General features: G+C 62.5%; 28 protein-coding genes. 16 read left to right on the top strand and 12 right to left on the bottom strand.

The genetic code is table 11. The features are described 5' to 3' along the window. Window positions 1–47: 47 nt before the first annotated feature. From AWB79_RS24845 to AWB79_RS24835, 3 genes are read left to right on the top strand one after another with little or no spacing between them, the layout of a single operon-like run. Window positions 48–302, top strand: coding sequence for a helix-turn-helix domain-containing protein (locus AWB79_RS24845; protein ID WP_061170084.1), 255 nt, complete (start codon window positions 48–50; stop codon window positions 300–302). After that, window positions 302–1,642: a type II toxin-antitoxin system HipA family toxin gene (locus AWB79_RS24840; protein ID WP_061170083.1), complete on the top strand. Its 1,341-nt coding sequence runs from the start codon at window positions 302–304 to the stop codon at window positions 1,640–1,642. Before AWB79_RS24845 ends, AWB79_RS24840 begins: the two co-directional genes overlap by 1 nt. 37 nt (window positions 1,643–1,679) lie before the next feature. Continuing rightward, window positions 1,680–2,618 carry an SMP-30/gluconolactonase/LRE family protein gene (locus AWB79_RS24835; RefSeq protein ID WP_061170082.1) on the top strand — a complete coding sequence of 313 codons (939 nt, stop codon included), beginning with the start codon at window positions 1,680–1,682 and terminating at the stop codon, window positions 2,616–2,618. On the opposite strand, the gene AWB79_RS24830 is transcribed toward AWB79_RS24835, so the two are convergent. Both AWB79_RS24830 and AWB79_RS24825 read right to left on the bottom strand, forming a co-directional pair. After that, a complete protein-coding gene (locus AWB79_RS24830; RefSeq protein ID WP_061170081.1) occupies window positions 2,615–3,040 on the bottom strand; it encodes a GNAT family N-acetyltransferase in 426 nt (141 codons plus the stop codon). The two genes, AWB79_RS24835 and AWB79_RS24830, sit on opposite strands and share 4 nt — an antisense overlap. 216 nt (window positions 3,041–3,256) lie before the next feature. Further along, complete coding sequence (locus tag AWB79_RS24825) at window positions 3,257–3,718, bottom strand: hypothetical protein (RefSeq protein ID WP_061170080.1); 462 nt, start codon at window positions 3,716–3,718, stop codon at window positions 3,257–3,259. A gap of 166 nt (window positions 3,719–3,884) precedes the next feature. On the opposite strand from AWB79_RS24825, the gene AWB79_RS40160 reads away from it, so the two are divergent. After that, window positions 3,885–4,037, top strand: a complete 153-nt coding sequence (locus AWB79_RS40160; protein WP_198399088.1) for a hypothetical protein — start codon at window positions 3,885–3,887, stop codon at window positions 4,035–4,037. A gap of 80 nt (window positions 4,038–4,117) precedes the next feature. Here AWB79_RS40160 and AWB79_RS24815 read toward each other — a convergent pair whose 3' ends face one another. Then, window positions 4,118–4,726 carry a DUF3005 domain-containing protein gene (locus AWB79_RS24815; protein ID WP_061170078.1) on the bottom strand — a complete coding sequence of 203 codons (609 nt, stop codon included), beginning with the start codon at window positions 4,724–4,726 and terminating at the stop codon, window positions 4,118–4,120. A 280-nt stretch (window positions 4,727–5,006) separates the two neighbouring features. On the opposite strand from AWB79_RS24815, the gene AWB79_RS24810 reads away from it, so the two are divergent. Next, complete coding sequence (locus tag AWB79_RS24810; protein WP_061170077.1) at window positions 5,007–5,240, top strand: DUF6566 family protein; 234 nt, start codon at window positions 5,007–5,009, stop codon at window positions 5,238–5,240. A gap of 127 nt (window positions 5,241–5,367) precedes the next feature. Beyond that, window positions 5,368–6,381 carry a serine O-acetyltransferase EpsC gene (gene epsC, locus AWB79_RS24805; protein WP_232470995.1) on the top strand — a complete coding sequence of 338 codons (1,014 nt, stop codon included), beginning with the start codon at window positions 5,368–5,370 and terminating at the stop codon, window positions 6,379–6,381. An 81-nt stretch (window positions 6,382–6,462) separates the two neighbouring features. On the opposite strand, the gene folE is transcribed toward epsC, so the two are convergent. The 4 genes from folE to AWB79_RS24785 all read right to left on the bottom strand — a co-directional run bounded on the left by folE (window position 6,463) and on the right by AWB79_RS24785 (window position 8,377). Continuing rightward, window positions 6,463–7,113, bottom strand: coding sequence for a GTP cyclohydrolase I FolE (gene folE, locus AWB79_RS24800; protein ID WP_061170076.1), 651 nt, complete (start codon window positions 7,111–7,113; stop codon window positions 6,463–6,465). An 84-nt stretch (window positions 7,114–7,197) separates the two neighbouring features. Further along, on the bottom strand, window positions 7,198–7,404 hold the full coding sequence (locus tag AWB79_RS24795; protein ID WP_061170114.1) for a hypothetical protein: 207 nt from the start codon (window positions 7,402–7,404) through the stop codon (window positions 7,198–7,200). Window positions 7,405–7,487: 83 nt separating this feature from the next. Then, window positions 7,488–7,931 (bottom strand): VOC family protein, encoded by a 444-nt coding sequence (locus AWB79_RS24790; protein ID WP_061170075.1) that lies wholly within the window; start codon window positions 7,929–7,931, stop codon window positions 7,488–7,490. A 14-nt stretch (window positions 7,932–7,945) separates the two neighbouring features. Beyond that, a complete protein-coding gene (locus AWB79_RS24785) occupies window positions 7,946–8,377 on the bottom strand; it encodes a YybH family protein (RefSeq protein ID WP_061170074.1) in 432 nt (143 codons plus the stop codon). A 159-nt stretch (window positions 8,378–8,536) separates the two neighbouring features. On the opposite strand from AWB79_RS24785, the gene AWB79_RS24780 reads away from it, so the two are divergent. Further along, window positions 8,537–9,172: a TetR/AcrR family transcriptional regulator gene (locus AWB79_RS24780; RefSeq protein WP_061170113.1), complete on the top strand. Its 636-nt coding sequence runs from the start codon at window positions 8,537–8,539 to the stop codon at window positions 9,170–9,172. A 43-nt stretch (window positions 9,173–9,215) separates the two neighbouring features. On the opposite strand, the gene AWB79_RS24775 is transcribed toward AWB79_RS24780, so the two are convergent. Beyond that, on the bottom strand, window positions 9,216–10,601 hold the full coding sequence (locus AWB79_RS24775) for an MFS transporter (protein WP_061170073.1): 1,386 nt from the start codon (window positions 10,599–10,601) through the stop codon (window positions 9,216–9,218). Between the two features lie 332 nt (window positions 10,602–10,933). Between AWB79_RS24775 and AWB79_RS24770 the strand changes: the two genes are divergently transcribed. Together AWB79_RS24770 and AWB79_RS24765 are read left to right on the top strand one after the other, a co-directional pair. Continuing rightward, window positions 10,934–11,887 carry a 2-hydroxyacid dehydrogenase gene (locus tag AWB79_RS24770; RefSeq protein ID WP_061170072.1) on the top strand — a complete coding sequence of 318 codons (954 nt, stop codon included), beginning with the start codon at window positions 10,934–10,936 and terminating at the stop codon, window positions 11,885–11,887. 75 nt (window positions 11,888–11,962) lie between these two features. Continuing rightward, window positions 11,963–12,859: a LysR substrate-binding domain-containing protein gene (locus AWB79_RS24765; protein ID WP_061170071.1), complete on the top strand. Its 897-nt coding sequence runs from the start codon at window positions 11,963–11,965 to the stop codon at window positions 12,857–12,859. On the opposite strand, the gene AWB79_RS24760 is transcribed toward AWB79_RS24765, so the two are convergent. The 3 genes from AWB79_RS24760 to AWB79_RS40850 all read right to left on the bottom strand — a co-directional run bounded on the left by AWB79_RS24760 (window position 12,843) and on the right by AWB79_RS40850 (window position 15,904). Further along, a complete protein-coding gene (locus tag AWB79_RS24760; RefSeq protein WP_096031608.1) occupies window positions 12,843–14,219 on the bottom strand; it encodes an aspartate aminotransferase family protein in 1,377 nt (458 codons plus the stop codon). The two genes, AWB79_RS24765 and AWB79_RS24760, sit on opposite strands and share 17 nt — an antisense overlap. A gap of 16 nt (window positions 14,220–14,235) precedes the next feature. Then, entirely contained in the window at window positions 14,236–15,570 is a 1,335-nt protein-coding gene (locus tag AWB79_RS24755) for a glutamine synthetase family protein (protein WP_061170069.1), read from the bottom strand. Window positions 15,571–15,712: 142 nt separating this feature from the next. Further along, a complete protein-coding gene (locus AWB79_RS40850) occupies window positions 15,713–15,904 on the bottom strand; it encodes a hypothetical protein (RefSeq protein ID WP_074169422.1) in 192 nt (63 codons plus the stop codon). 201 nt (window positions 15,905–16,105) lie between these two features. On the opposite strand from AWB79_RS40850, the gene AWB79_RS24750 reads away from it, so the two are divergent. From AWB79_RS24750 to AWB79_RS24735, 4 genes are read left to right on the top strand one after another with little or no spacing between them, the layout of a single operon-like run. Next, window positions 16,106–17,986 carry an ABC transporter permease gene (locus AWB79_RS24750; protein ID WP_061170068.1) on the top strand — a complete coding sequence of 627 codons (1,881 nt, stop codon included), beginning with the start codon at window positions 16,106–16,108 and terminating at the stop codon, window positions 17,984–17,986. Further along, the gene (locus tag AWB79_RS24745; protein WP_061170067.1) at window positions 17,983–18,768 is read left to right on the top strand and encodes an ABC transporter ATP-binding protein; all 786 of its coding nucleotides are present in this window, start codon (window positions 17,983–17,985) and stop codon (window positions 18,766–18,768) included. Before AWB79_RS24750 ends, AWB79_RS24745 begins: the two co-directional genes overlap by 4 nt. Continuing rightward, the gene (locus tag AWB79_RS24740) at window positions 18,765–19,472 is read left to right on the top strand and encodes an ABC transporter ATP-binding protein (RefSeq protein ID WP_061170066.1); all 708 of its coding nucleotides are present in this window, start codon (window positions 18,765–18,767) and stop codon (window positions 19,470–19,472) included. Before AWB79_RS24745 ends, AWB79_RS24740 begins: the two co-directional genes overlap by 4 nt. Window positions 19,473–19,502: 30 nt before the next feature. Then, entirely contained in the window at window positions 19,503–20,690 is a 1,188-nt protein-coding gene (locus AWB79_RS24735; protein ID WP_061170065.1) for an ABC transporter substrate-binding protein, read from the top strand. A 3-nt stretch (window positions 20,691–20,693) separates the two neighbouring features. On the opposite strand, the gene AWB79_RS24730 is transcribed toward AWB79_RS24735, so the two are convergent. Then, on the bottom strand, window positions 20,694–21,266 hold the full coding sequence (locus AWB79_RS24730) for a DNA-3-methyladenine glycosylase (RefSeq protein WP_061170064.1): 573 nt from the start codon (window positions 21,264–21,266) through the stop codon (window positions 20,694–20,696). A 59-nt stretch (window positions 21,267–21,325) separates the two neighbouring features. Between AWB79_RS24730 and AWB79_RS24725 the strand changes: the two genes are divergently transcribed. The 3 genes from AWB79_RS24725 to AWB79_RS24715 all read left to right on the top strand — a co-directional run bounded on the left by AWB79_RS24725 (window position 21,326) and on the right by AWB79_RS24715 (window position 23,009). After that, window positions 21,326–21,769: a low affinity iron permease family protein gene (locus AWB79_RS24725; protein WP_061170063.1), complete on the top strand. Its 444-nt coding sequence runs from the start codon at window positions 21,326–21,328 to the stop codon at window positions 21,767–21,769. A gap of 462 nt (window positions 21,770–22,231) precedes the next feature. Continuing rightward, window positions 22,232–22,405 (top strand): Flp family type IVb pilin, encoded by a 174-nt coding sequence (locus AWB79_RS24720; protein ID WP_061170062.1) that lies wholly within the window; start codon window positions 22,232–22,234, stop codon window positions 22,403–22,405. A gap of 76 nt (window positions 22,406–22,481) precedes the next feature. Further along, the gene (locus AWB79_RS24715) at window positions 22,482–23,009 is read left to right on the top strand and encodes an A24 family peptidase (protein WP_061170061.1); all 528 of its coding nucleotides are present in this window, start codon (window positions 22,482–22,484) and stop codon (window positions 23,007–23,009) included. The last annotated feature ends 4 nt before the right edge of the window (window positions 23,010–23,013 follow it).

Below are 23,013 nucleotides of genomic sequence, written 5' to 3'. Positions count from 1 at the left end.
CGTATGGCGAATAAAATACGTTTATTCGCCACACGGATAAGCGCGCCATGCAACAAGTCATCGCAACGGCGGCACAGATGGGCCACGTGCTCGCAGCCGGACGCAGACGTGCTGGATTGACCCAGGCGCAGGCGGCGGCGCGCCTGGGTATCAGCCAGAGCCGGATTTCCACGCTCGAACGCGACTCGCGGGCGCTGACGCTCGATCAGCTTCTCGCCATGTTCGGCCTCTACGGGCTCGAACTGCTCGTCGATGAGCGTCTCGACCGGTCGCCGCACGAAGCGAACGAGGCGGACTGGTAATGGCGGGACGGCGGCCTCACTCTCGCGCCCTGTCCGTCTGGGCGAACGGCCAGCGCATGGCGACGTGGCGTCTGCCGGCGCGTGGCGCCGCCGAACTCGTCTACGACAACACGTGGATCCGCTCACGCGAGGCGCGCCCGCTTTCCATGTCGCTGCCGATCGCACTCGACGGCGCGTCGCTGAAAGGCGACGCCGTCCTCAACTACTTCGACAATCTTCTTCCCGACAGCGAGCCCATCCGGCGTCGCATTGCGCAGCGTTTTCAGACCGACAGTCTCGATGCGTTCGACCTGCTGCGAGCCATCGGCCGCGATTGCGTGGGCGCGGTGCAACTGCTGGCCGAGGACGAAGCGCCGCAAGGCGTGCACCGCATAGAAGGCACGCCGCTCGCCGAGGCCGATATCGAAACGTTGCTCGCTTCGATCGCCGGCGGCACGCCTTTCGGTTCCGACGATCACGACGACTTTCGCATCTCGCTCGCCGGCGCGCAGGAAAAGACCGCGCTGCTGCGGCGCGACGGGCGCTGGTTCAAGCCGCACGGCGCGACGCCGACCACGCACATCCTGAAGTTGCCGCTGGGCCTCGTCGGCAATCGCCGCGCCGATCTCACGACTTCGGTCGAGAACGAATGGCTGTGCATGCGCATCCTGAAGGCGTTCGGCGTGCCGGTTGCGAACGTGGAGATCGCGACCTTCGGCGCGCGGCGCGTGCTCGTCGTCGAGCGCTTCGACCGGCGCCTGCATCCGGACGGCGAATGGATCCTGCGCTTGCCGCAGGAGGATTTTTGTCAGGCAAGCGCCTTGCCTTCGCACAAAAAATACGAGAACGACGGTGGCCCGGGCGTCGTCGATCTCGCGCGCATACTGCAACATTCGACGCAGGCGATTCGCGATATCGAAACGCTCGTGACCTCGCAGATTCTGTTCTGGCTGCTCGCCGCGCCCGACGGTCATGCGAAAAACTTCAGCATCGGCCTGCTGAGAGGCGGACGCTACCGGCTCACGCCGCTTTACGATGTCATGTCCATCTGGCCGGTCGAAGGCGACGGCGCCAATCAGTGGTCCTGGTACAAGGCGCGACTCGCGATGGCGATTCCGGGCAAGAGCCGGCACTACGCGTTCCGCGACGTGAAGCGCCGGCACTTCAATGCAATGGCGCTGAAATGCGGCTTCGGTGAAAGCGCCGAGCCGGTCATCCGGCGGATCATCGAGCGTACGCCGGCGGTGATCGATGAAGTCGCGGCGCAATTGCCCGGCGACTTCCCGCCGCGCGTGGCGGAACGGATTTTCGACGGTATGCGCCGGTCGGTTGCCGCGCTCGAATCGATGTCGGCCGAATAACCCATCACCTGATCCCATCAACTGGAGACGAACCAACATGACGAGCGACTCGCGCCGCTATCCCGATCCCGCCGTGCGCGTGCTTGATCCGCGCTTCAACGCATTGCGCATTGCCTCGGCATCGGTGGAGTGCCTGTATCAGGGCGCGCGCTGGTCCGAGGGGCCGGTCTGGTTCGGCGACGGCCGCTATCTGCTGTGGAGCGACATTCCGAACAACCGCATCCTGCGCTGGGATGAGGAAAGCGGACAGGTCGGCGTGTTCCGCAAGCCGTCGAACAACGCGAACGGCAACACGCGCGACCGCGAAGGGCGCCTCGTGACCTGCGAGCATCTGACGCGGCGCGTGACGCGTACCGAGTACGACGGCTCCATCACCGTGCTCGCCGACAAGTTCGACGGCAAGCCGCTGAATTCACCGAACGATGTTGTCGTGAAGTCTGATGGCTCGATCTGGTTCAGCGATCCCACCTTCGGCATCGACGGCTTCTACGAAGGGGAAAAGAATGCGCCGCAACTGAAGCCGTGCGTCTATCGAGTCGATGGCCGGAGCGGCGAGATCAGCGTGATGATCGATGACTTCATCGGCCCGAACGGTCTCGCGTTTTCGCCGGACGAATCCGTGCTGTACGTGGTCGAGTCACGCTCGACGCCGCGCAGGATTTACGCGTTCGACGTGCTCGACGGCGGCCGCAAGCTGGGCGAGCCGCGCGTCGTGATCGATGCGGGTCCGGGCACGCCTGACGGTTTTCGCGTGGATATCCACGGCAATCTGTGGTGCGGCTGGGGCATGGGCGACGCGGAACTCGACGGTGTGCGCGTGTTCACGCCGCAAGGCGAGGCCATCGGTCATATCGATTTGCCGGAGCGTTGCGCGAACGTGTGCTTCGGCGGACGGCATAGAAATCGCCTGTTCATGGCGGCAAGTCACGGGCTCTATGCGCTTTACGTCAACACACAGGGCGCGCAAGGCGGCTAAGGCCTGCCGATCCTCTCCATGATGCGCGCGGGATGCGCGCTCGCCGCGAAGCCGTGCCGCGCGTAGAGCCCGTGCGCATCGGAGGTGACGAGCATCATGCGGCGCAGCCCTTGCAGATCGGGGTGCGCCATCACGCATTGCATCATCCACTTGCCGAGTCCCGCGCCCTGATGCGCGGGCAGCACGAACACATCGGCGAGATAGGCGAAGGTCGCGGTATCCGTGATCATGCGCGCATAGCCGATTTGCTCGTCGCGCAGAAACAGCCCGAACGCGAGCGAATGGCGCGCGGCGCGCTCCACTTTTTCGCGCGCGATGCCCGGCGACCAGTAGGCCACTTCGCTCAGATAACGGTGAATGGCATCGAAGTCGAATTCTTCGACGTTGGTGCTCAGGCGATAGTCGCCCCGGGTCCATTGCATCGCGCCGCTCCATGACTGTCACGAAGCGCCGAGCATAGGCCAACGCGGCGCCGCGCTCCATGCACACTTCGCGCGGGCAAGTGTCAGGGTCGGTGAACCTTATTGACGCGTCCGGTTTTCGAAGCGGCGAAACCAGGGTCCGCAGCTCTGGCGCGCTTCCTCGAGCATCGTCGGGCTGATCCGCTTCAAGGATTGCAAACCAGCGGTTTCGAATGGCTATTGCTTCAGCGTGCGCGGAGGCATCGGCGAGAGAAGGTACAACGACGCCGCGAATTTGCAGACGAGTCCCGCGCCGACCACGAACGCGCCGGCGGGAAACACATGCCATTGCAGGCCGATCGTCGGCGCGACGAGTGCGACCGAGACGAAGCCGAGCACGACGGTCACCCAGCGCGCCCATTGCAAGCGCGAAGCGGCGCAGACATAGAGCAGTCCGACCAGCACGCGCGAAGCAACCGACGCCGCGAGCGGATGGCTCGACGCATCGCCGGGCAGGCCGATCGCGAGCATCAACGCGAATTCGGTCCACGAGAGCGCATAGGCCGCGCCCAGACAGGCCATTGCGGACGTGAAGCGCTGCTCGGGTGTAGTCAAAGGCGTAGCCGCGCGAAGCTCGGGTACTTCGTCGCTGTCGCTGGTCTCGCGCGTATAGCCGTCGGATGCGTGCATTGTCGTCATCTGGCGTTCCCCTTTTATCGATTGTAGGCGCTGCGCCGTGGTCTGGCCGGCCGCTTCACTGCTGCGATGCAGCGCTACGTTCGCTGTCACACGCATGCATCGTGCCCGCCCGAAGGAACGCGCGTTGCTCTTCTCAAGAACGATGATCGACGAAGGGAGAAACACCATGAGCAATGTAAAGGAACAGCATCCTCACTCGGAGCCCGATGAGGAACATATCGACCGCGCCGTGGAAGATACGTTTCCCGCCAGCGATCCGCCCTCGACGGGCGGCGTGACGCGCATCGAAACGGATGAGGAGAAAGAAGAGAAGAAGTAATCTGACGGTTGCGCCAATGCAAGGCGCCGCATTTCCGATGCGGCTCCTTGCATGCTGCTTAGGCCTCAGGCAGCCTGAAGTCAGCCGCGCTCCAGTTCGAACAGGCGCGACGGCCGTAGATGATTGAGCGCATAGTGCTTGCGCCCGCGCAGGGTGTGGCCATGCGCATCGCGTCCTTCGAAGCGCACCTTGTCTTCGACTTCGGGCACGGTCGGCGCAACCATGCCGCGATCGATCAGGCGATAGCCGCGTTCCAGCGCCAGCAACACGCCATTGCGTCCGGGCCGGCTGTCGAAGCCGCCGAGGCCATCGCCCGGTTCGGGCACGTAGTTGACCGGCGTGGCATTCGAATTGATGACGGAGTCCGGCTCGCGCGCGCGCATTTCTTCATCGCGGCGCGCGTGAATGCTCTTCGCATCGGCATCCACGGTGTCGTCGAGGCCGTCGTCGTTGGCGACATCGACGCCGCGCGGCGGCTTTTCATAAAGGCCTTGCGGACCGACATGCATGCCGTCCTTCGTCCTCTCCGTCTTCGCGCTCGCGCCGGCGTGCGCCTCGCCGCCCGCGGCGGCCTTCATCGCGTCGCTCATCTTGACATGCGCCGTTTCCGCGCCCGGCGTCTTGATCGGGCTGTCGGCGACCTGATCCTTCTGCTTGCCTTGCGGATCGTTTGCTTCAGCGTTGTTCATCGCATGCTCCGTTGGACCTGAACTGACCAACCCCCGACGCAAGACTCGTTCCGGATATTTGGCGACGGAACCGCGAGCCTTGCCTGAGGGCGCCTTCATCGATGCCTGAAATTTCAGTCTCTTTTTTCAGCCCCAAGCCGATGTCCTGCAAGTATTATTTGGAACCTGTCGGCGGCAAAGCGCAACAGAAAAGGCGCGAGCAACAAGGAGGGCGCGCCCTTCGTCGTCGAAGAAGAGCAATGCGATTCGAACGAGCAGGGCACTTTCACACAGGTGACTCATGCAACAAGATGCAGCCTTTTCACATCGAGGCTACCTTCTGAACTGCGCGCCCGCCCGGGCCGGTGATGGCAGCTACCAGCCGTATGTCGTGATCTCGCGATCGAGCGATGGCGAACTCGTCGCGAACCGGTTTTTTCCATCCGAGCTGCGCTTTCGCAACGAAGACGAGGCCATCGCGCACGCGCGCGACTGGGCCGTCCGCTGGATCGACGCCAGCAACGTGACCGTGTGAGCGACAAGCCAGATGAAACGTCAGGACCACGCGCGCGCTAGCCGCCGCGCGGCAGGCTTCTCCAAAACCGGTTACTCTTGACGCTTCATCCGTCGTGCATGCGCGCGGCGGCCGCTTCTCCCGCTTCATGGCCGACATGCAGAACACGCCCACGCTTGGCGCCACGCCGCCGCTCGAACCCATTCAAGAGACTACGCGCGATGCCCCGCAGGAATGGGGCTTGGCCGGCATCGTCGCGGATTTGCGCCAGTCGCGAGAAGAGTTGCATCGCACACGGCATCCGCTCGGCATACGCGAGCTGCCGTCGCGCGAATGCATTGTCAGGATCGTCAACGGCTTGCGTTCCGCGCTGTTTCCCACGCATTACGGCGCGCCCGATCTGACGGATGAAAGTGTCGACTACTACGTCGGACAGACGCTCGAAAGCACCTTGCGTCTATTGCACGAGCAGATTCGCCGCGCGTTGCGCTTCCTGCCGGAGTATCGCGATTCGAGCCACGCCGAGTTGAGCGCGCAAGCCTTCGCGATCGCGCGCGAGTTCGGCATGCAGTTGCCGAAGATCCGCGCGCTGCTGGTGAGCGACATTCAGGCCGCCTTCACCGGCGACCCGGCCGCGCAGCACATCACCGAGATTCTGCTGTGCTATCCGGGCATCTGGGCGATGACGCATCATCGTCTCGCGCACGCATTGCACAAGCTGGGCGTGCCTCTGCTGGCGCGCTTCATCAACGAGATCGCGCATTCTCTGACCGGCATCGATATCCACCCCGGCGCGACCATCGGTCCGAGTTTCTTCATCGATCACGGTACGGGCGTGGTGATCGGCGAGACGGCGGTGATCGGGCAGCACGTGCGCGTCTATCAGGCGGTGACGCTCGGGGCCAAGAGCTTCCCTTCGACGAGCGACGGCTCACTGGTGAAGGGCAATGCGCGCCATCCGATCGTCGAGGACGATGTCGTCATTTATGCGGGCGCGACAATTCTCGGCCGCGTGACGATCGGCAAGGGCTCGGTCATCGGCGGCAATGTGTGGCTCACGCATAGCGTGCCGCCGAACAGCAACGTGTCGCAGGGCAAGATTCGCGAGGGCGCAAGTACCGATGCACACGGCAATGGTCTGGGCGCATGGAATGCGTTGTGACGCGCGCATCGTAATGAGCGCATGAAATGAAGAAAGGGCCGCGAGGCCCTTTCTTTTTTTGCACGTGTTCGCTTTGCGGCGTTACGTGTTCGATACGCTGAACGCGGTCGAGTTGCCGACGATGGAAAGAAACTCGCGGCGCGTCGACGGATCGTCGCGAAACGAGCCGAGCATGCGCGAGGTCACCATGGATACGCCCGCCTTGTGCACGCCGCGCGTGGACATGCATTGATGCGCGGCTTCGAGAATCACGCCGACGCCGATCGGCTGCAAAACTTCGTTCAGCGTGTCCGCGATCTGGGCGGTCATCTTCTCCTGGATCTGCAGGCGCTTGGCGAAGGCATCGACGAGACGCGCGAGTTTCGAGATGCCGACGACGCGTTGGTTCGGCAGATACGCCACATGCGCGCGACCGATGATCGGCACCATATGATGCTCGCAGTAGCTTTCGAAACGAATGTCCTTCAGGACGATCATCTCGTCGTAGCCCTGAACCTCGGAAAACGTGCGCGCCAGAATGTCGTGCGGATTCTGCGTGTAACCGGCGAAGAACTCTTCATACGCGCGCACCACGCGCGCCGGTGTATCGAGCAGTCCCTCGCGTCCTGGGTCGTCGCCGGCCCAGCGCAACAGAACGCGTACGGCGGCTTCGGCTTCCTCGCGGGTCGGACGATCGGCTTGGTCAGCGGGCATGTCCGAGCCTGAAAGATTGTTTTTGCGCGGGGCGCTCATCTAAAGCTCCTGTCTGTCATGGTGCAATTCGTGCATTCAGCGCACCCCGGCATTGTTTCACGTTTCCGATGATCGATATGAGTGTCAGGTCTTTCCGCCTCCGTCGATACCTGAACCGGTGCGCCAGACCCGCTTGCCTTCTTCCGACAATACGCCGCTGCTGTGCTCCTTGTCCGGTTCGGTGCCGGGCTCGGCCATGGACCCGCCCGGCTGTTCCTGCGCCTTTTGCTGACTGCCCTTGCGCTGCGCGATGCGATCTTCCTGCGAACGTCCGGCGTAGTTGTTGCTCATGTTGCGTCTCCTTTCGAATGATGCGAAGAAAGGCGCGCAAGCCGCGTTCCAGCCGGACGTGTCGCGCAGATGAATCCCGATGCTCACGCAGGCTTGTGCTCCATACCGCCGAGCACCATCCACGAGATGCCGAACTTGTCGGCCACCATGCCGAAACGTTTCGCGAAGAATGTCTGCGTCATGGGCATCTGCACTTGTCCGCCATTGGCGAGCGCGTTGAAGTACTTCTCCGCCTGCTGTTCGTCGTCGGCCGTGAGCGAGAGCGAGACGCCCTTGAATTCCGGCTTGCCGCTGCACATGCCGTCGGAACCCATCAGCATGGAATCGCCGACGGTGAAAGCCGAATGCATGATCTTGTTTTCCGATCCCGGCGGAATGCCGCAGCCGCTTGCCGTTTCGGCCTTGCCGGCTTCGGGATTCTCGCTGTAGCGCATCATCATGACGACCTGCGCGCCTAAATTCTCGCGATAGAACGTGATCGCTTCTTCGCAGCGGCCTTCGAAAAACAGATAGGGTTGCACTTGCATGTCTGCTCCTTGGGTTATGACTTTTCGTCAGGGTCCATATCCATCATGAGCGGCACCGAGGCGTGCTCGTGTACGACACGCCAGTTGCCGTCGATCTTCCTGAAGCACACGGTGGCGCGCACGATGTCCTCCTGTTCGCCCACGGCGACGCGGTTGACGGAGTGCGCATACGCCAGATCGCCGCTCGCGGCGACTTCCACTTCCCGCATCTCGAACGTGAGCGGGCCTTTGATGTTGTCGAACCAGCGCTGCCAATTCTCGCGGTAATGTTCGACGCCTCTCAGCGACGCGGGCGGCACGACGTCGAACACGACGACGTCCGGCGCGTAATGACTGACGAGCGCGGCAGCGTCTTTTGCGAGCACTGCCTGGCGCCACGCTTCGATCATTTCGCGCAAGTTCGCCACGTCCTGACCCTGTTGCGCACGATCGTTCGATGCTGTCATGTTGGCCTCCCTGGATGTGCATCGCCCACGATGCCGCCGCGTCGTGACAAAGCAACGGCAGGCACCGATACAGAACTATTTTTTTCGTTGTGTACGCTGTCCACAAAAGTAGCAGAGATAATGGACAGTGTCCACATGTGGAAAGTCCGGCAAATCGAAATGACAAATGGCAAGCCGCGCAGCACGTACCGACACGGCGATTTGCGCCGCGCGTTGATCGACGCGGGGATGGCGCTGGCGCGCGAAGGCGGCCCGGACGCGATCGTTCTGCGCGAGGCGACGCGCCGCGCGGGCGTAGTGCCGAACGCGGCCTATCGGCACTTCGAGAGTCGTGACGAATTGCTATCGGCGGTGCGCTCGGCGGCGCTTTCGCATGTCGCGCAGGCGATGGAGGAGGAACTGGCCGCGCGCCCGAAGAAGCGTCGCCGCGCCGACGCGGCGCGCGCGGGTCTGCGAGCCATTGGCGCCGGATATTTGCGCTTCGCGCAAGCGGAGACGGGGCTGTTTCGCACGGCGTTCGCGGCGCCCCAGGCGGAATGGGGCGTGCATGACGCACCCTACGGCGCGGGGCCGGGCGGGCTCGACCCGTTTCAATTGCTGAGCCGCGCGCTGGACGAAATGGTGGAGGCGGGCGCGCTCGACGCGAAGCGCAGGCCCGACGCGGAATATCTCGCCTGGAGCGCGGTACATGGCTTCGCGCTGCTGATGATAGAAGGGCCGCTGCAGGGACTGGCGCGCACCAAGATCGAGCCGCTTGCAAAGCGCGTGCTCGACATGGTGGAAAACGGGCTTTGAAAAGCAAATCGCGCCGCATCGGGCGGCGCGATTCTTCATGCGCTTATTTCGATGTTGCTGAGCGGGTTTCTTCCGCTATCGGCTCGACCACGCTGAGCAGCAGCAAAAGACACAACGTCGCTGTCCCGACCATGTACAGGAACACCGCGGTCCAGCTGTAATTGTCGAGCAGGAGACCGACCGCGAGCGGCGCGCATGCGCCGCCGATCTGCCCCACCGAATTCACGATGCCGAACGCGGTCGGATACGTGGCTTTCGTCGCGAGACCCATCGGATAGGCAGAGTAGCCCGCGAAGCCGACGCCCAGCATCAATCCCGCCAGCATCAGTGCAATGCCCAGATAGGCGACGCTGTCGGGCGCATCGACCAGCAGGAAGGTCATGATCATGGTCCCGAGCGCGCCCAGCATCATCATCGGTTTGCGGCGGCCGCCGAGCAGGCGATCGGAGATGATGCCGCCCAGCATGTTGCCCGTCACCGCGCCGATGAATGGCGCCGATGCGAGAAAGCCCATCTTCACCGATGTGAAGCCCTTCACCGTGACGAGGTAAGTGGGAATCCACGAGATGAAGATGTTGCTGATGCCGATCATGCAGCCATAGCCAAGCGCGATGCCGAAGATATTCCACGAGCCGAACACCTGGCGGATGGTTTCGAGTTGCGGGACGCGCTTCGTGCGGTTGATCGCGTCGAGCTTCGGCATCGGCGTCATGCGCGCGCGCGAGAGCGGCTTGCCGCCGTTGCCGACCGTGGTTTCATCCGCGATGTAACGGCGTTCGGCGGGCGAGCAGAAGCGGTTCTCGCCCGGCGAATTAGTGACGAAGAACATCCATACGACGGCCAGCAGAATGCCCGGCACCGCGAAGACATAGAAGATCTCGCGCCATCCCCACAACTGGATCACGATGATGCATACCGAAGGCACGATCAGCGGTCCGAGCTTCGACGCGGCGATCCACAGACCGGTTGCCGTGCCTTTCTCCTTGGCGGGAAACCAGCGATTGATGACATTGGTGCAGCCGATCCCGAGCGGTCCTTCCGACAGACCCAGACCGACGCGATACGCCATCAGCAGAAACACCGACGACGTGGTGCCCATGAGACCGGTGAACACCGAGGTCAGGATCATGAACACGGAGAACAGCAGGCCCGTGGTCTTTTCGCTGAGCCGCTTGTAGAGCAGGCCGACCGGAATCTGCACGAAGCCATATGCGAACGAGAACAGGCTCACGATCAGCCCGGCCTCGGTGTTGGTGATGTGGTATTCCTTCTTGAGATACGGCAGCGCAATGCCGAAGTTGGCGCGATCAGCGCAGGCGATCGCCCAGATGCAGAAGATCAGGCCCATCACGACCCAGCGATGTTTCGTTTGCTTCTCCGCGATGGGCTCTGCCTTCGAGGAAGCGACGATGCTGTCGGCGTTGCTCATCGCGAGTCCTCCCGCTGGCGCGGCGTGACCGCATGAAGGCTGGAAAGCGATGAATGGCAGTTAGGGCGCAGGCTCACGCTGTTGTCTCCGATGTCATTTATAAAAGGCTTTTTTATCGATGTGCCTTCCGATGCTTCGAATTGTGGGGACGGCCTGCAAGAGCGTCCAATCTTTTATTGCTATTACCTGATTCCCGGATTGAATCGAACGAAACCGCTTCGCGCTTGCTTCGAATCGTGGATCAATTGATAGTCATTTGGGATTGGACGTCATGCGCAAAAGCCGACATCATCCGCTCCACATCGAGAACGAATCACCTTGGAGCACGCGAATTGAAGCCCAGCATCCTGCAACTGAATCCCATCCTCGTACCGGCCATCAACCAGAAGCTGGACGCGCTCTACACGATGCATCGCCTTTTCGAACAGGACGATAAAGATGCGTATATCCGCGAGCATGGCGCTTCGATTCGCGGCGTGATCACCGGCGGTCACACGGGCATCTCCAATGACCTGATCGAGCGTTTGCCCGCGTTGCAGGTGATCGCGGTGAACGGCGTCGGCACCGATGCGGTCGATCTCGAATTCGCGCGTTCGCGCGGCCTTCCGGTGACGGGCACGTTCGGCGCACTGACCGAGGACGTCGCCGATCTCGCCATCGGCCTGATTCTCACCACGCTGCGCGAAATCTGTTCCGGCCACGACTTCGTCAAGACCGGCAAGTGGGTGAAAAACCCGAGCCCGAGCGCGATCCCGTTGTCGCGCCGCTTCAGCGGCAAGCGTGTGGGTATCGTTGGGCTGGGCAAGGTCGGCCGCGCAATCGCGCAGCGCGCGGCTGCGTTCGGTTGCCCCATCGCTTACACGGATGTTCGCGAGATGAGCGATGTCGATTATCGCTTCGTGCCGGATCTTCTTTCGCTCGCACGCGAGAGCGACATCCTCGTGCTCGCGGCTGCCGCCGACAAGGCGAAGGGCATCGTCAACGCGGCAGTGCTCGATGCGCTCGGCAAGGACGGCTATCTCATCAACATCGCGCGGGGCAAGCTCGTGGTGGAAAGCGATCTCGTGGAAGCGCTTTCGCGTGGCGCGATCGCGGGCGCGGGGCTCGATGTGTTCGTCGATGAACCCAACGTGCCTGCCGAACTGTTCGGCATGGATCGCGTCGTGCTGCAGGCGCATCGCGCGAGCGCGACGGTGGAATCGCGCACGGCGATGGGCGAGATGGTGCTCGCGAGTCTCGCGCAAGCGCTTGCGGGACAACGTCCCGAAGGCAGCCTCACGACTTGACGCAAACGCATGAACGATTGAACGAATACGAGGCGAACATATAATGATCGGCTATCACTTCAACGTCGATTACGAATGCTCGATCTCGGACAAGTGCGTTGCTTCGTCGCCGCCGCGACGGAGCTGAACTTCAGGCGCGCGGCTGCGCTGCTCAACATGACGCAGCCGCCGCTTTCCAGACAGATTCATCTGCTCGAAGAGAACCTCGGGGTGAAGCTGTTCGAGCGGATTGGCCGCACGGTCAAGCTGACGACCGAAGGGCGCGTGTTTCTGGCCGACGCCACGCGCCTGCTCAATCTCTCCGAGCAGGCGGAAAGCACCGTGCGGCGCGCGAGCAAAGGCAAGACGGGGCGCGTACGCATCGGCTTCACCGGCGCGGCGGGTTATCAGTTGATTCCCGAATTGCTGGTCGCGGCGAAGCACGACTTGCCGGATATCGATGTCGTGCTGCTGGAGATGATCTCGGTCGCGCAGATCGAGGGCTTCGAGGCCAACGCCATCGATCTCGGTTTCATGCGACCTTTGCCGTCGCGGCAGAGGGTCGAGTTTCTGCTCGTGGATCGCGAGCCGCTGATCGTCGCGCTGCCCGCAGGGCATGAGTTATGTCATTTCGAACAACTGGAACTGAGGCAGTTGCACGAGCAGGCGTTCATCATGCATTCGCCCACGCACGGCAAATACTTCTACGACCGCATCATGAGCATGCTCGTCGCCGATGAAGTGAAGCCGCATTTCACGCAGTACATCGATCAGACGCCGACGATTCTCTCGCTCGTGCGCGCGGGACTGGGCGTGTCAATTTTGCCGGCGTCGTCGCAACGCTTCCATTACGACAACGTCGAGTTCAGGGAAATTGCGGGCAACACGGTGCAGGCCGAGATGAGCATGGCGTGGCGCAGCGATCAGGACAATCCCGCCGTCACGGCCTTCCGGCACATGGCGGCGGAATACTTCGCTAAGCGGCGCTCATGATCTCGCGCGCTGTAGCCTCGATGGCGGCGCGAGCCTTGTCGACTATCTCGTCGATCTCGCCGTGAGTGACGACGAGCGGCGGCGACAGCAACATCCGGTCGTGGCTTGCGCGCATCACGAGATTGCCGTCAAAGCTGAAGTCGCGGCATAGCGTGCCGATATCGTCGCCATTCGCGAAGCGCTTGCGCGTCGCGCGATCTTCTGCAAGCTGAATGCCCGCGACGAGCCCCGCGCCCGCGATCTCTCCTACGATCGGATGATCGGCCAGCGCTTCCGTCAGACGCTTCTGGAAATAGGGCCCGGCATCGTCCTTCACGCGTGCGACGATGCCGTCGTCGCGCAACAGCTTCAGATTGGCGACGGCCACGGCGGCCGCGACCGGATGCCCCGAATATGTGAAGCCGTGATTGAACTCGCCGTTATCGATGATTGCCTCCGCGATCGCATCGGACAACGCGACCGCGCCCATCGGCACGTAGCCGCTCGTGAGGCCTTTCGCCATGGTGATGACGTCGGGCTCGAAGCCGAAATGCCGGTGCGCGAACCACTCGCCCGTGCGCCCGAATCCGCCGATCACCTCATCGGCGATCAGCAGCACGTCATGCTTGCGGCAGATGCGTTCGATCTCCGGCCAATAGGTCGATGGCGGGAAGATCACGCCGCCCGCTCCCTGAAAAGGCTCACCGATGAATGCCGCGACGTTGTCCGCGCCGAGTTCGAGAATCTTCGCTTCGAGCTGACGCGCGCGTTCGAGACCGAAGGCATCGGCATCCATCGCGCCGCCTTCTCCGAACCAGTAAGGCTGGTCGATATGCGCGACATGTTCCATCTTCGATGGCATCTGCTCGTGCATATAGCGCATGCCGCCGAGCGTCGCGCCCGCGATGGTCGAGCCGTGATAGGCGTTGTTTCGCGCGATCACATGACGTTTGCGGGGCTCGCCCTGAATAGCCCAATAGCGATGCACCGCGCGGATCGCCGTATCGTTCGCTTCCGAACCGCTGTTGCAATAGAGAAACCGGTTGAAGCGCGCGGGCGCAAGCTCAGCGAGCAGCGCGGACAATTCGATCACCGGCGGATGCGTCGTCTTGAAGAACGTGTTGTAGTAGGGCAGTTCCCGCATCTGCCTGAGCGCCGCATCCGCGAGTTCGCGGCGTCCATAGCCCACGTTCACGCACCACAACCCCGCCATGCCGTCGATGATGCGATTGCCTTCCGAGTCCCACAGATAAACGCCCTCGGCCTTCACGATCACGCGGCTGCCTGCGCGATTGAGCGCGCCCATGTCGGAAAACGGATGCAGATGATGCGCGGCGTCGAGCGCGCGATAGTGCGCCGTCGAGTCGATTCGATCGTTCATTTCGTCATCTCCCATATCAGACGTGCAGCAGCAGATGCTTGCGTTCCCACGAGCTGATCACGCGGAAAAACGCTTCATATTCGGTTTCCTTCAGCGCGAGATAGGCGCGCACAAAGGTCTCGCCGAGCATTTCCCCGAGTGGCTCGCATGCGCCCATGAGCGTGAGGCCTTCGTCGAGATTGCGCGGCAATTGATAGGGTTCGCGATAACCGTCGCTCGCCAGCGGCTCGGTCGCCTCGAGGTGCTGCGTCATGCCGAGATAACCCGCCGCCAGCGTCGCCGCGATCGCCAGATAGGGATTGCAATCCACGCCCGGTATGCGGTTCTCGATACGCCGCGCCTGCGCCGATGAATGCGGCACGCGAAAGCCCACGGTGCGATTGTCGTAGCCCCATTGCACGTTGATCGGCGCAGCCATGAAGCGCGAAAGCCGTCGATACGAATTGATGTACGGCGCGAAGATCGGCATCAGCGCGGGCGTGTACTTCTGCAGGCCCGCGATATAGCTGTAGAACAGGCCGGTCGGCTCACCATCGCGATTGGTGAAGAGATTGCGCCCCGTCTCTTCATCGACGATGCTTTGATGAACGTGCATCGCCGAGCCCGGCTCGTTTTCCATCGGCTTGGCCATGAAGGTCGCGTACATCTTGTGGCGCAGCGCCGCCTCGCGCACCGTGCGCTTGAAGAGGAACACGCGGTCCGCGAGATTGAGCGGATCGCCGTGCATGAAGTTGATCTCCATCTGCGCCGCGCCGACTTCGTGTATCAGCGTGTCGACTTCGAGTTCCTGCACTTCGCAGTATTCGTAGATGTCCTCGAAGAGCGGATCGAATTCGTTGACCGCATCGATCGAATACGCCTGGCGGCCGGTCTCCTGACGTCCCGTTCTGCCGACGGGCGGTTGCAGCGGCAGGTCCGGATCGCGATTCATGTCGACGAGAAAGAACTCCAGCTCGGGCGCGATGACCGGACGCCAGCCCTTCGCCGCGAACTTCTGCAGCACTTGCCGCAAGACGCGGCGCGGCGAAATGGCCACGGGCGTGCCGTCGAAATGCACGCAATCATGGATGACCTGCGCGGTCGGATCGACGGCCCACGGAATCAGGCGGATCGTCGCCGGGTCGGGCACGCAGATCATGTCGGGATCGGTGACGCCGCTGAAGGTGCCGTCCACGGGATAGTCGCCGGTGACAGTCTGCATCATCACCGCTTGCGGCAGGCGCATGGATTCGCCCGATTCGAACTTGCTGCGCGGAATGATCTTGCCGCGCGCGGTGCCCGCCATGTCGGGAATGATCGCCTCTATCTCGGTGATGCGATGCTTTCGCAGGAATTCGTCGATGCGTTCCATTTCGTTTCTCGTGTATTGAGCACGCGCACGTCCCCACGGCCTTCGCGATGAAACGAAGGCGCGAGTAAAGAGGGCGCGCGTTATCACGCGTGCGAATGCACGCGTGCGGGCCAGTCGGCTAGAGGGGTAAAGGGAAGAGGCGCTACGGCAGCAGCGAAGCCGCGCCGACGCAATGCACGGCGATGAACGCGCGAGCGGAGACGGAATTGTGACGCCGCACGCTGCGGCGAGACAGAATGGTGGAGTCCGACAGGAAGCGGCGATCGGGAAGCATGCCGCAGCGATCGGCGCAGGAGCGTATGCTCCGACGAGCCAGAGGGCTTTGGACTTTCACGATAACACTCGTTTGGCGAGTTGAGTTTGGAGCAACGTCGTAAGCTGACGATTGCCCTGCGATGAGCATATACGAGACATAAACGCCGTCAATACGTTTTTTCCATCGGTCTCGCGTGATGCATTTTTGCAGTGCGCGGAGTTCGTAGCGCGGATCATCGATAATGTCGGCTCTTTCGCCCGAACTCGCTCACCGAGCCCGATGCTCTCCAACCTGCTCGTCCAACTCGTCAACGGTCTCGCCGACGCCTGCGCGCTCTTTCTCGTCGCGTCGGGTCTGTCTCTCATCTTCGGGGTCACGCGCATCGTCAACTTCGCGCATGGCTCGCTGTATATGCTCGGCGTGTATGTCGCCTATAGTCTGACGAGCCGTTTCGGCGACAGCATGGCGGGCTTCTGGTCGTCGGTGCTCGGGGCGGCGCTCCTGGTCGGTGCCGTTGGCGCAGCGATCGAAGCGGGTGTGCTGAGGCGCATCTATCGCGCGCCCGAGCTCTTTCATCTGCTCGCAACCTTCGCGCTGGTGCTGATCATTCGCGATGCGGCACTGTGGCTATGGGGACCGGAAGATCTGTTCGGCCCGCGTGCGCCGCATCTCGAAGGCGCGGTGCAAATGCTCGGCCACGCGTTACCCGCTTACGATCTCGCGCTGATCGTGATCGGCCCGCTCGTGCTGCTCGCGCTCTGGTATGCGCTCACTCGCACGCGCTGGGGCACGCTCGTGCGCGCGGCGAGCGCGGATCGCGAAATGCTCGGCGCGCTCGGCGTGAATCAGGCGTGGCTCTTTACCGGCGTGTTTTTCGTCGGCGCGTTCCTCGCGGGGCTCGGCGGCGCGCTGCAGGTGCCGCGCATGTCGGCGAACCTGTCGCTCGATCTCGAGACCATCGGCAACGCGTTCGTGGTCGTCGTGGTCGGCGGCATGGGTTCGATTCCCGGCGCCTTCGTCGCCGCGCTGCTTATCGCGGAGATCAAGGCGCTGTGCATCGGCATCGGGCATGTGTCGATTGCGGGCATCGACTTCTCCTTGTCGAAGTTCACCCTGGTCGCGGAATTCGTCGTCATGGCGGTCGTGCTGGTGTTGCGTCCGTGGGGATTGTTCGGGCGCGCGCAGAGCATTGCGCGCACGGCCGCGCCCGCCGATCGACCGTTGCGGCCCGCCACGCGCGGCATGAAGATCGGGGCCGCGCTGATCGTGATCGCGCTTGCGCTTGCGCCGCTGGCCGCCGATGCCTTTCCCTACATGCCCGTGCTTTTCGTCGAGATCATGATCGCCGTGCTGTTCGCCGCGAGCCTGCACTTCATCATGGGTCCGGGCGGCATGCACTCGTTCGGCCATGCGGCGTACTTCGGCCTCGGCGCTTACGGCGCGGCACTGTTCCTCAAGGTCTTCTCCTTGCCGATGGAAGCCGCGCTCGTGCTCGGCCCGCTCATCGCGGGCATCGGCGCGATTGTGTTCGGCTGGTTCTGCGTGCGCTTGTCGGGTGTCTATCTGGCGATGCTGACGCTCGCGTTCGCGCAGATCGTCTGGTCCGTGGTCTTTCAATGGGACGCGGTGACCGGCGGCAGCAATGGCATCCTCGGCATCTGGCCGGCGCCGTGGCTTGCATCGCCCGTCGCGTTCTATTACCTCACGCTGGTGTTCGCGGTCGTCGGCGTGTGGGTGTTGAGGCGCATGCTGTTCGCACCACTCGGTCTCGCGATGCGCGCGGGACGCGATTCGCCGTTGCGCGCCGAAGCCATCGGCATGAACGTCGCGCGCGTGCAGTGGGCGGCGTTCGTCGTCGCGGCGCTCGTGTGCGGCCTCGCGGGTTCGCTCTATGCGTTCTCGAAGGGCAACATCTCGCCGGAGGCGATCAGCGTGAGCCGCTCCGTCGATGGCCTCGTGATGGTCCTGCTCGGCGGCATCCAGACGCTCGCCGGGCCGGTCGTCGGCGCGAGCGTGTTCACGTGGCTGCAGGATACCGTCGCGCGTCAGACCGACTATTGGCAGGCGCTGCTGGGCGCTGCGATCCTCGTGCTGGTGATCGCGTTTCCGCAGGGCATCGCGGGCTTCGTGCGCGATCGCTTCTCGTCGGAGGCGCAATGAGTCTGCTATCGGTTGCGCATCTTTCGAAATCGTTCGATGGCGTGCAAGCCGTCGACGATGTGTCCTTCGAACTCGAACCAGGACAACTGCTCGCGCTGATCGGTCCGAACGGCGCGGGCAAGTCGACGTGCTTCAACATGATCAACGGCCAGCTCGCGCCGAGCTCAGGCTCAGTCCGTTTCGACGGTCACGAGATCGCCGGCATGCGTCCGCGCGATATCTGGCGACTCGGCGTGGGCCGCACGTTTCAGATCGCCGCGACCTTCAATTCCATGACCGTGCTCGAAAACGTGCAGATGGCATTGCTCTCGCACGAGCGGCGTGTCTTCAGCCTGTTCGGCCGCGTCGCGTCATGGAAGGAAGACGAAGCGATGGCCTTGCTCGATCTCGTCGGCATGAGCGCGCATGCACGCCGCAGTTGCGCGGTGCTCGCTTATGGCGACGTGAAGCGCGTCGAACTGGCGATCGCGCTGGCCAATCATCCGAAGCTCTTGTTGATGGACGAACCGACCGCGGGCATGGCGCCGCAGGAACGCAACGAACTGATGTCGCTCACCGCGCGTCTGGCGAAAGAGCGCAATATCGGCGTGCTCTTCACCGAGCACAGCATGGACGTGGTGTTCTCCCACGCGGACAGGCTGATCGTGTTCGCGCGTGGTCGTCTCATCGCACAAGGCGACGCCGATGCGATCCGCAACGATCCGCGCGTGCGCGAGGTCTATCTCGGCACGGGCGCATCGTTCGCGCCGCGCGCGGCCTTGAATGCGGGAGATGCGGCATGAGCCTGCTGAAAGTCGCCGCGCTGAACGCGTTCTATGGTCGCGCGCAAATCCTGTTCGACGTGAGCTTCGAAGTCGGGCGCGGCGAAGTCGTCGCGCTGATGGGCCGCAACGGCGCAGGTAAATCGACCACGATGAAAGCGGTAATGGGACTCTTGCCTCGGGTGTCGGGCGCGATCTCGTTCATGGACGATAGCATTGCGGGCATGACGCCGTATCGCATCGCGCGAAAGGGGCTTGGCTACGTGCCCGAAGATCGCCGCGTGTTCGGCGATCTCACCGTCATGGAGAATCTCGACACGGGCCGCCAGCCGCCGCGCGAGCACGCGCCGCCATGGACGCCGGACAAGCTGTTTCGCGTGTTCCCGAATCTCGGCGAGATGCGTGATCGCCGCGCGAGCCGCATGAGCGGCGGCGAGCAGCAGATGCTCACGGTATCGCGAACGCTGATGGGCAATCCGCGTCTCGTGCTGCTCGATGAACCATCGGAAGGCGTGGCTCCCGTGATCGTCGAGCAGATGGCCGATATGATTCTCGAACTGAAGCGTGAAGGACTCGCGATCCTGCTGTCCGAGCAGAACCTGCACTTCGCGGAGCTGGTCAGCGACCGCGTCTATGTGCTGGAGAAAGGTCAGGTGCGTTACGAAGGCGCGATGCAATCCTTCGTCCGCGACGACGCCGCGCGCCGCGCGTTTCTCGGTGTTTGAAAACGAAGAGTCGAAAGAGGAGAGAACTACATGACGATGCGCTTCACCATCCTGGCGGCCGCCGCAGCCTTGAGCTTCGCCGCGCACGCCGACACCATCAAGATCGGCGAGATCAACAGCTACAAGGTCGTGCCCGCGTTTCTCACGCCGTACAAGAACGGCTGGAATCTCGCGCTCGATGAAATCAACGCAGCGGGCGGCGTCAACGGCGAGAAGCTCGAAGTTATCTCGCGCGACGACAACGGCAATCCCGGCGACACGATTCGCGTCGCGCAGGAGCTCGTCGCGCGCGAGCAGGTGAAGCTTCTGTTCGGCGGCTATCTGTCGAATACGGGCCTCGCGCTCACCGACTATGCGAAGCAGCGGCGCATCTTCTTCCTCGCGGCGGAACCGCTCACCGACAAGATCGTCTGGCAGGACGGCAACAAGTACACGTATCGTCTGCGTCCATCCACCTACATGCAGGTCGCGATGCTCGTGCCCGAAGCCGCGAAGCTCAAGAAGAAGCGCTGGGCGCTCGTGTATCCGAACTACGAGTACGGACAGTCCGCGGTGGCTACGTTCAAGCGTTTGCTGAAGGCCGCGCAGCCGGATGTCGAATTCGTCGCGGAGCAGGCCACGCCGCTCAACAACATCGATGCCGGCGCGGTCACGCAGGCGCTGGCGGACGCGAAGCCCGACGCCATCTTCAACGTGCTCTTCAGCGCGGACCTGGGCAAATTCGTGCGCGAGGGCAATACGCGCGGGCTGTTCAAGGATCGCGCGGTCGTGTCGCTGCTGACGGGCGAGCCGGATTATCTCGATCCGCTCGGCAAGGAAGCGCCGGTCGGCTGGATCGTCACGGGTTATCCGTGGTACTCGATCGATACGCCCGCCAACAAGAAGTTCGTCGCGGCGTATCAGGCGAAGTATCACGACTATCCGCGCCTCGGTTCGGTGGTCGGCTACACGGCGATGATGTCGCTTGCCAACGGCCTGAAGAAAGCCGGCTCCACCGACCCCGACAAGCTCGCCGCCGCGTTCAAGGGCTTGCCCGTCGATACGCCGTTCGGGCCGATCACGTATCGCAAGCAGGACAATCAGTCGACCATGGGCGCGTATGTCGGCGTCACGGGCCTGAAGGACGGCAAAGGCGTGATGACTTCGTTCCGCTATGTCGATGGCGCGAGCGTGCAGCCATCGGATGATGAAGTGAAGAAGCTGCGTCCGGCGGACTGAGTTCTACGTCTTGGGAAAGGGCTTGCTGACGAACTTCGATCCGGCGAGCCCGAAGCGCCACGGCACATCCATCGCCTTGCTGATGCCGATGCGCGGCCCCTGCACGATGGCGAACGCTTCTTCCGGCGGCTCGATCTGGAACGGCGCATCCATTAGCGACATGCCGTTGTTCCGGTGCGTGATGCCAAGCGCCTGCGCGACGCGCCCCGGCCCCGAGCACAGCAGCCGGATCGGTTCCAGCCCGCGCCGCTCGCGCATGATGTCGATGCCCACGAGCGGCTCGATTGCGCGGATCAGCACTCCCGCGCCGTGGCCGGCTTCGCGGCACACGAAATTCATGCACCAGTGAATGCCGTAGGAGCGGTACACGTAGACATGCGCGGGCGGTCCGAACATTGCTGCGTTGCGTGGCGTCGGACCTGAGAAGCTGTGCGAGGCAGGATCTTCGCGGTCGTAGGCTTCCGTTTCGACGATGCGGCCGCCGACACCGTCGACAGTCACGATGGCGCCGATCAGGCGTTTCGCGACTTCGTCGGACGGTGCGTGGAAATCGATGGGTTTGGGCTTGGCGTTCACAAGCGGTATTCTAGCCGCGCTGCCCTGCCTGGTCCCACGAACGATTCAGGAGACGCCGAATGAAAACGTCATGGTTTCTCAGGTTCTCGAATGGGCTCGCTCAAGTGTCCGGGCGCGCCTCGACCTTCGTCATTGCGGTCGCGCTGGTGATCGTGTGGGGCGTGTCGGGGCCGTTCTTTCACTTCAGCGATACGTGGCAACTCGTCATCAACACGTCGACGACCATCGTCACGTTTCTGATGGTCTTCCTGATCCAGAACACGCAGAACCGCGACACCGCCGCGATGCAGATCAAACTCGACGAGCTGATTCGCGCGATCGACCGCGCGCATAACGCGCTGCTCGATCTCGAGGAACTCGACGAAAAGGAACTCGCTGTTTTTCGCAAGCGCTACGAGAAGCTCGCGCAAGAAGCGCGCGATAACTTTCGCTCGGCGAGCGATGACATAGAAATGCCGTCCTTTCCCGAAGACGAGGAAAGGCGCGGCAAGAAAGAACGATAGCCTTGCATGGCGAGCAAGGATCGGCGCGAGATAACTTATTCCTTGCAGCTCTCGCAAAGCGCGTGACAAAAGCGGGGAAACAAATGTAAGCTTCTACTTCGCTGCCCCGAACGCAATGTTCGCTGCGCGCGGAGTTCTGAAGATCATCCGGCAACAGCCACACGTTCCGAATCGGAACCCTAAGAATCCGCAAACGTTTTCCGCATGCCTGCGGGAACATCTGCACCATCCGGCGCTGACCGGATTGGTCAAGAAAAACACAAAAAGAAAAAATCCTCTCCCTAAAGCTTTTTGAATTTCTGCCGATAAGGGCGCGCCGCGTGAGTTTCTAAACCTCGGAAAGAGGCCATTTTTGGCCGCTAATTCGCGAAGTTATTCCTTCCCGAAATGGCTAGGATGTGTCCTGCCCGGTAGTCCTTTTTTGCCGGGTCCACACCTACTCAAACCTTTGAAGGAAGAAAAATGCGCAAACTCATGAAGGCATTCGTGCGCGACGAGCGCGGTGTCAGCGCGATGGAATATGCGGTTCTGGCAGGCATCATCGTCGTTGCCCTGGCGGGTCTGAGCACTGTGTTCACCAACGGCTTCACCGGGGTGTTCAACAGCATGTTCTCGAAAGTGAGCGCTCAGCAGTAAGGCGATCCACTTCAGTTCGGGCGTTTCGCGTCCGTAATCAAGGATCAAACCGCCTACTTCTAATAACAAGACCATCGTGCAGCTTCTGTCTCTTGCCATTCGCCTGATCGTGCTCTGCGCGCTGTTATGGCTCGCGGTCATCGACGTACGCGCCCGACGCCTGCCGACCAAAATCGTGCTGGCCGTCGGTGCGCTCTTCTTCGTCGACGCGCTTGCCCGCAAAATGCCGGTCGACGATGTCATCGTTCATCTGCTGCTCGCCCTTGGCGTATTCCTGGTCTGCGCCGTGTTGTTCGCGGCAAGGATGCTGGGCGGAGGCGACGCGAAACTCGCCTCCGTTATCTTTCTCTGGGCCGGCCTCGCCTTGTCGCTGCCCGCCCTGACTCTGATTTCCGTGATCGGGACCCTCGTGTCCCTGGTCAGTCTCGCGACGCGCTCCATGAATCCCGTGCAGCGTCTCATGCCGATGAGGGCGCTCGCGATGTTCTCCGGCGCACGCGGCGTTCCGTACGGCGTAGCCCTCGCGCTCGGCGGTGGCGCCGTGATCGTGCTCCCGGCGCTCCTGCCTTACTTCGCGAACCTTGCGAACCCTGCGACCCATTAGGAAG

Source organism: Caballeronia hypogeia, assembly GCF_001544875.2.
GTDB lineage: Bacteria > Pseudomonadota > Gammaproteobacteria > Burkholderiales > Burkholderiaceae > Caballeronia > Caballeronia hypogeia.
Note: the sequence above shows the minus strand (reverse complement) of the source record. Positions and strands in the feature narration are given on the sequence as shown.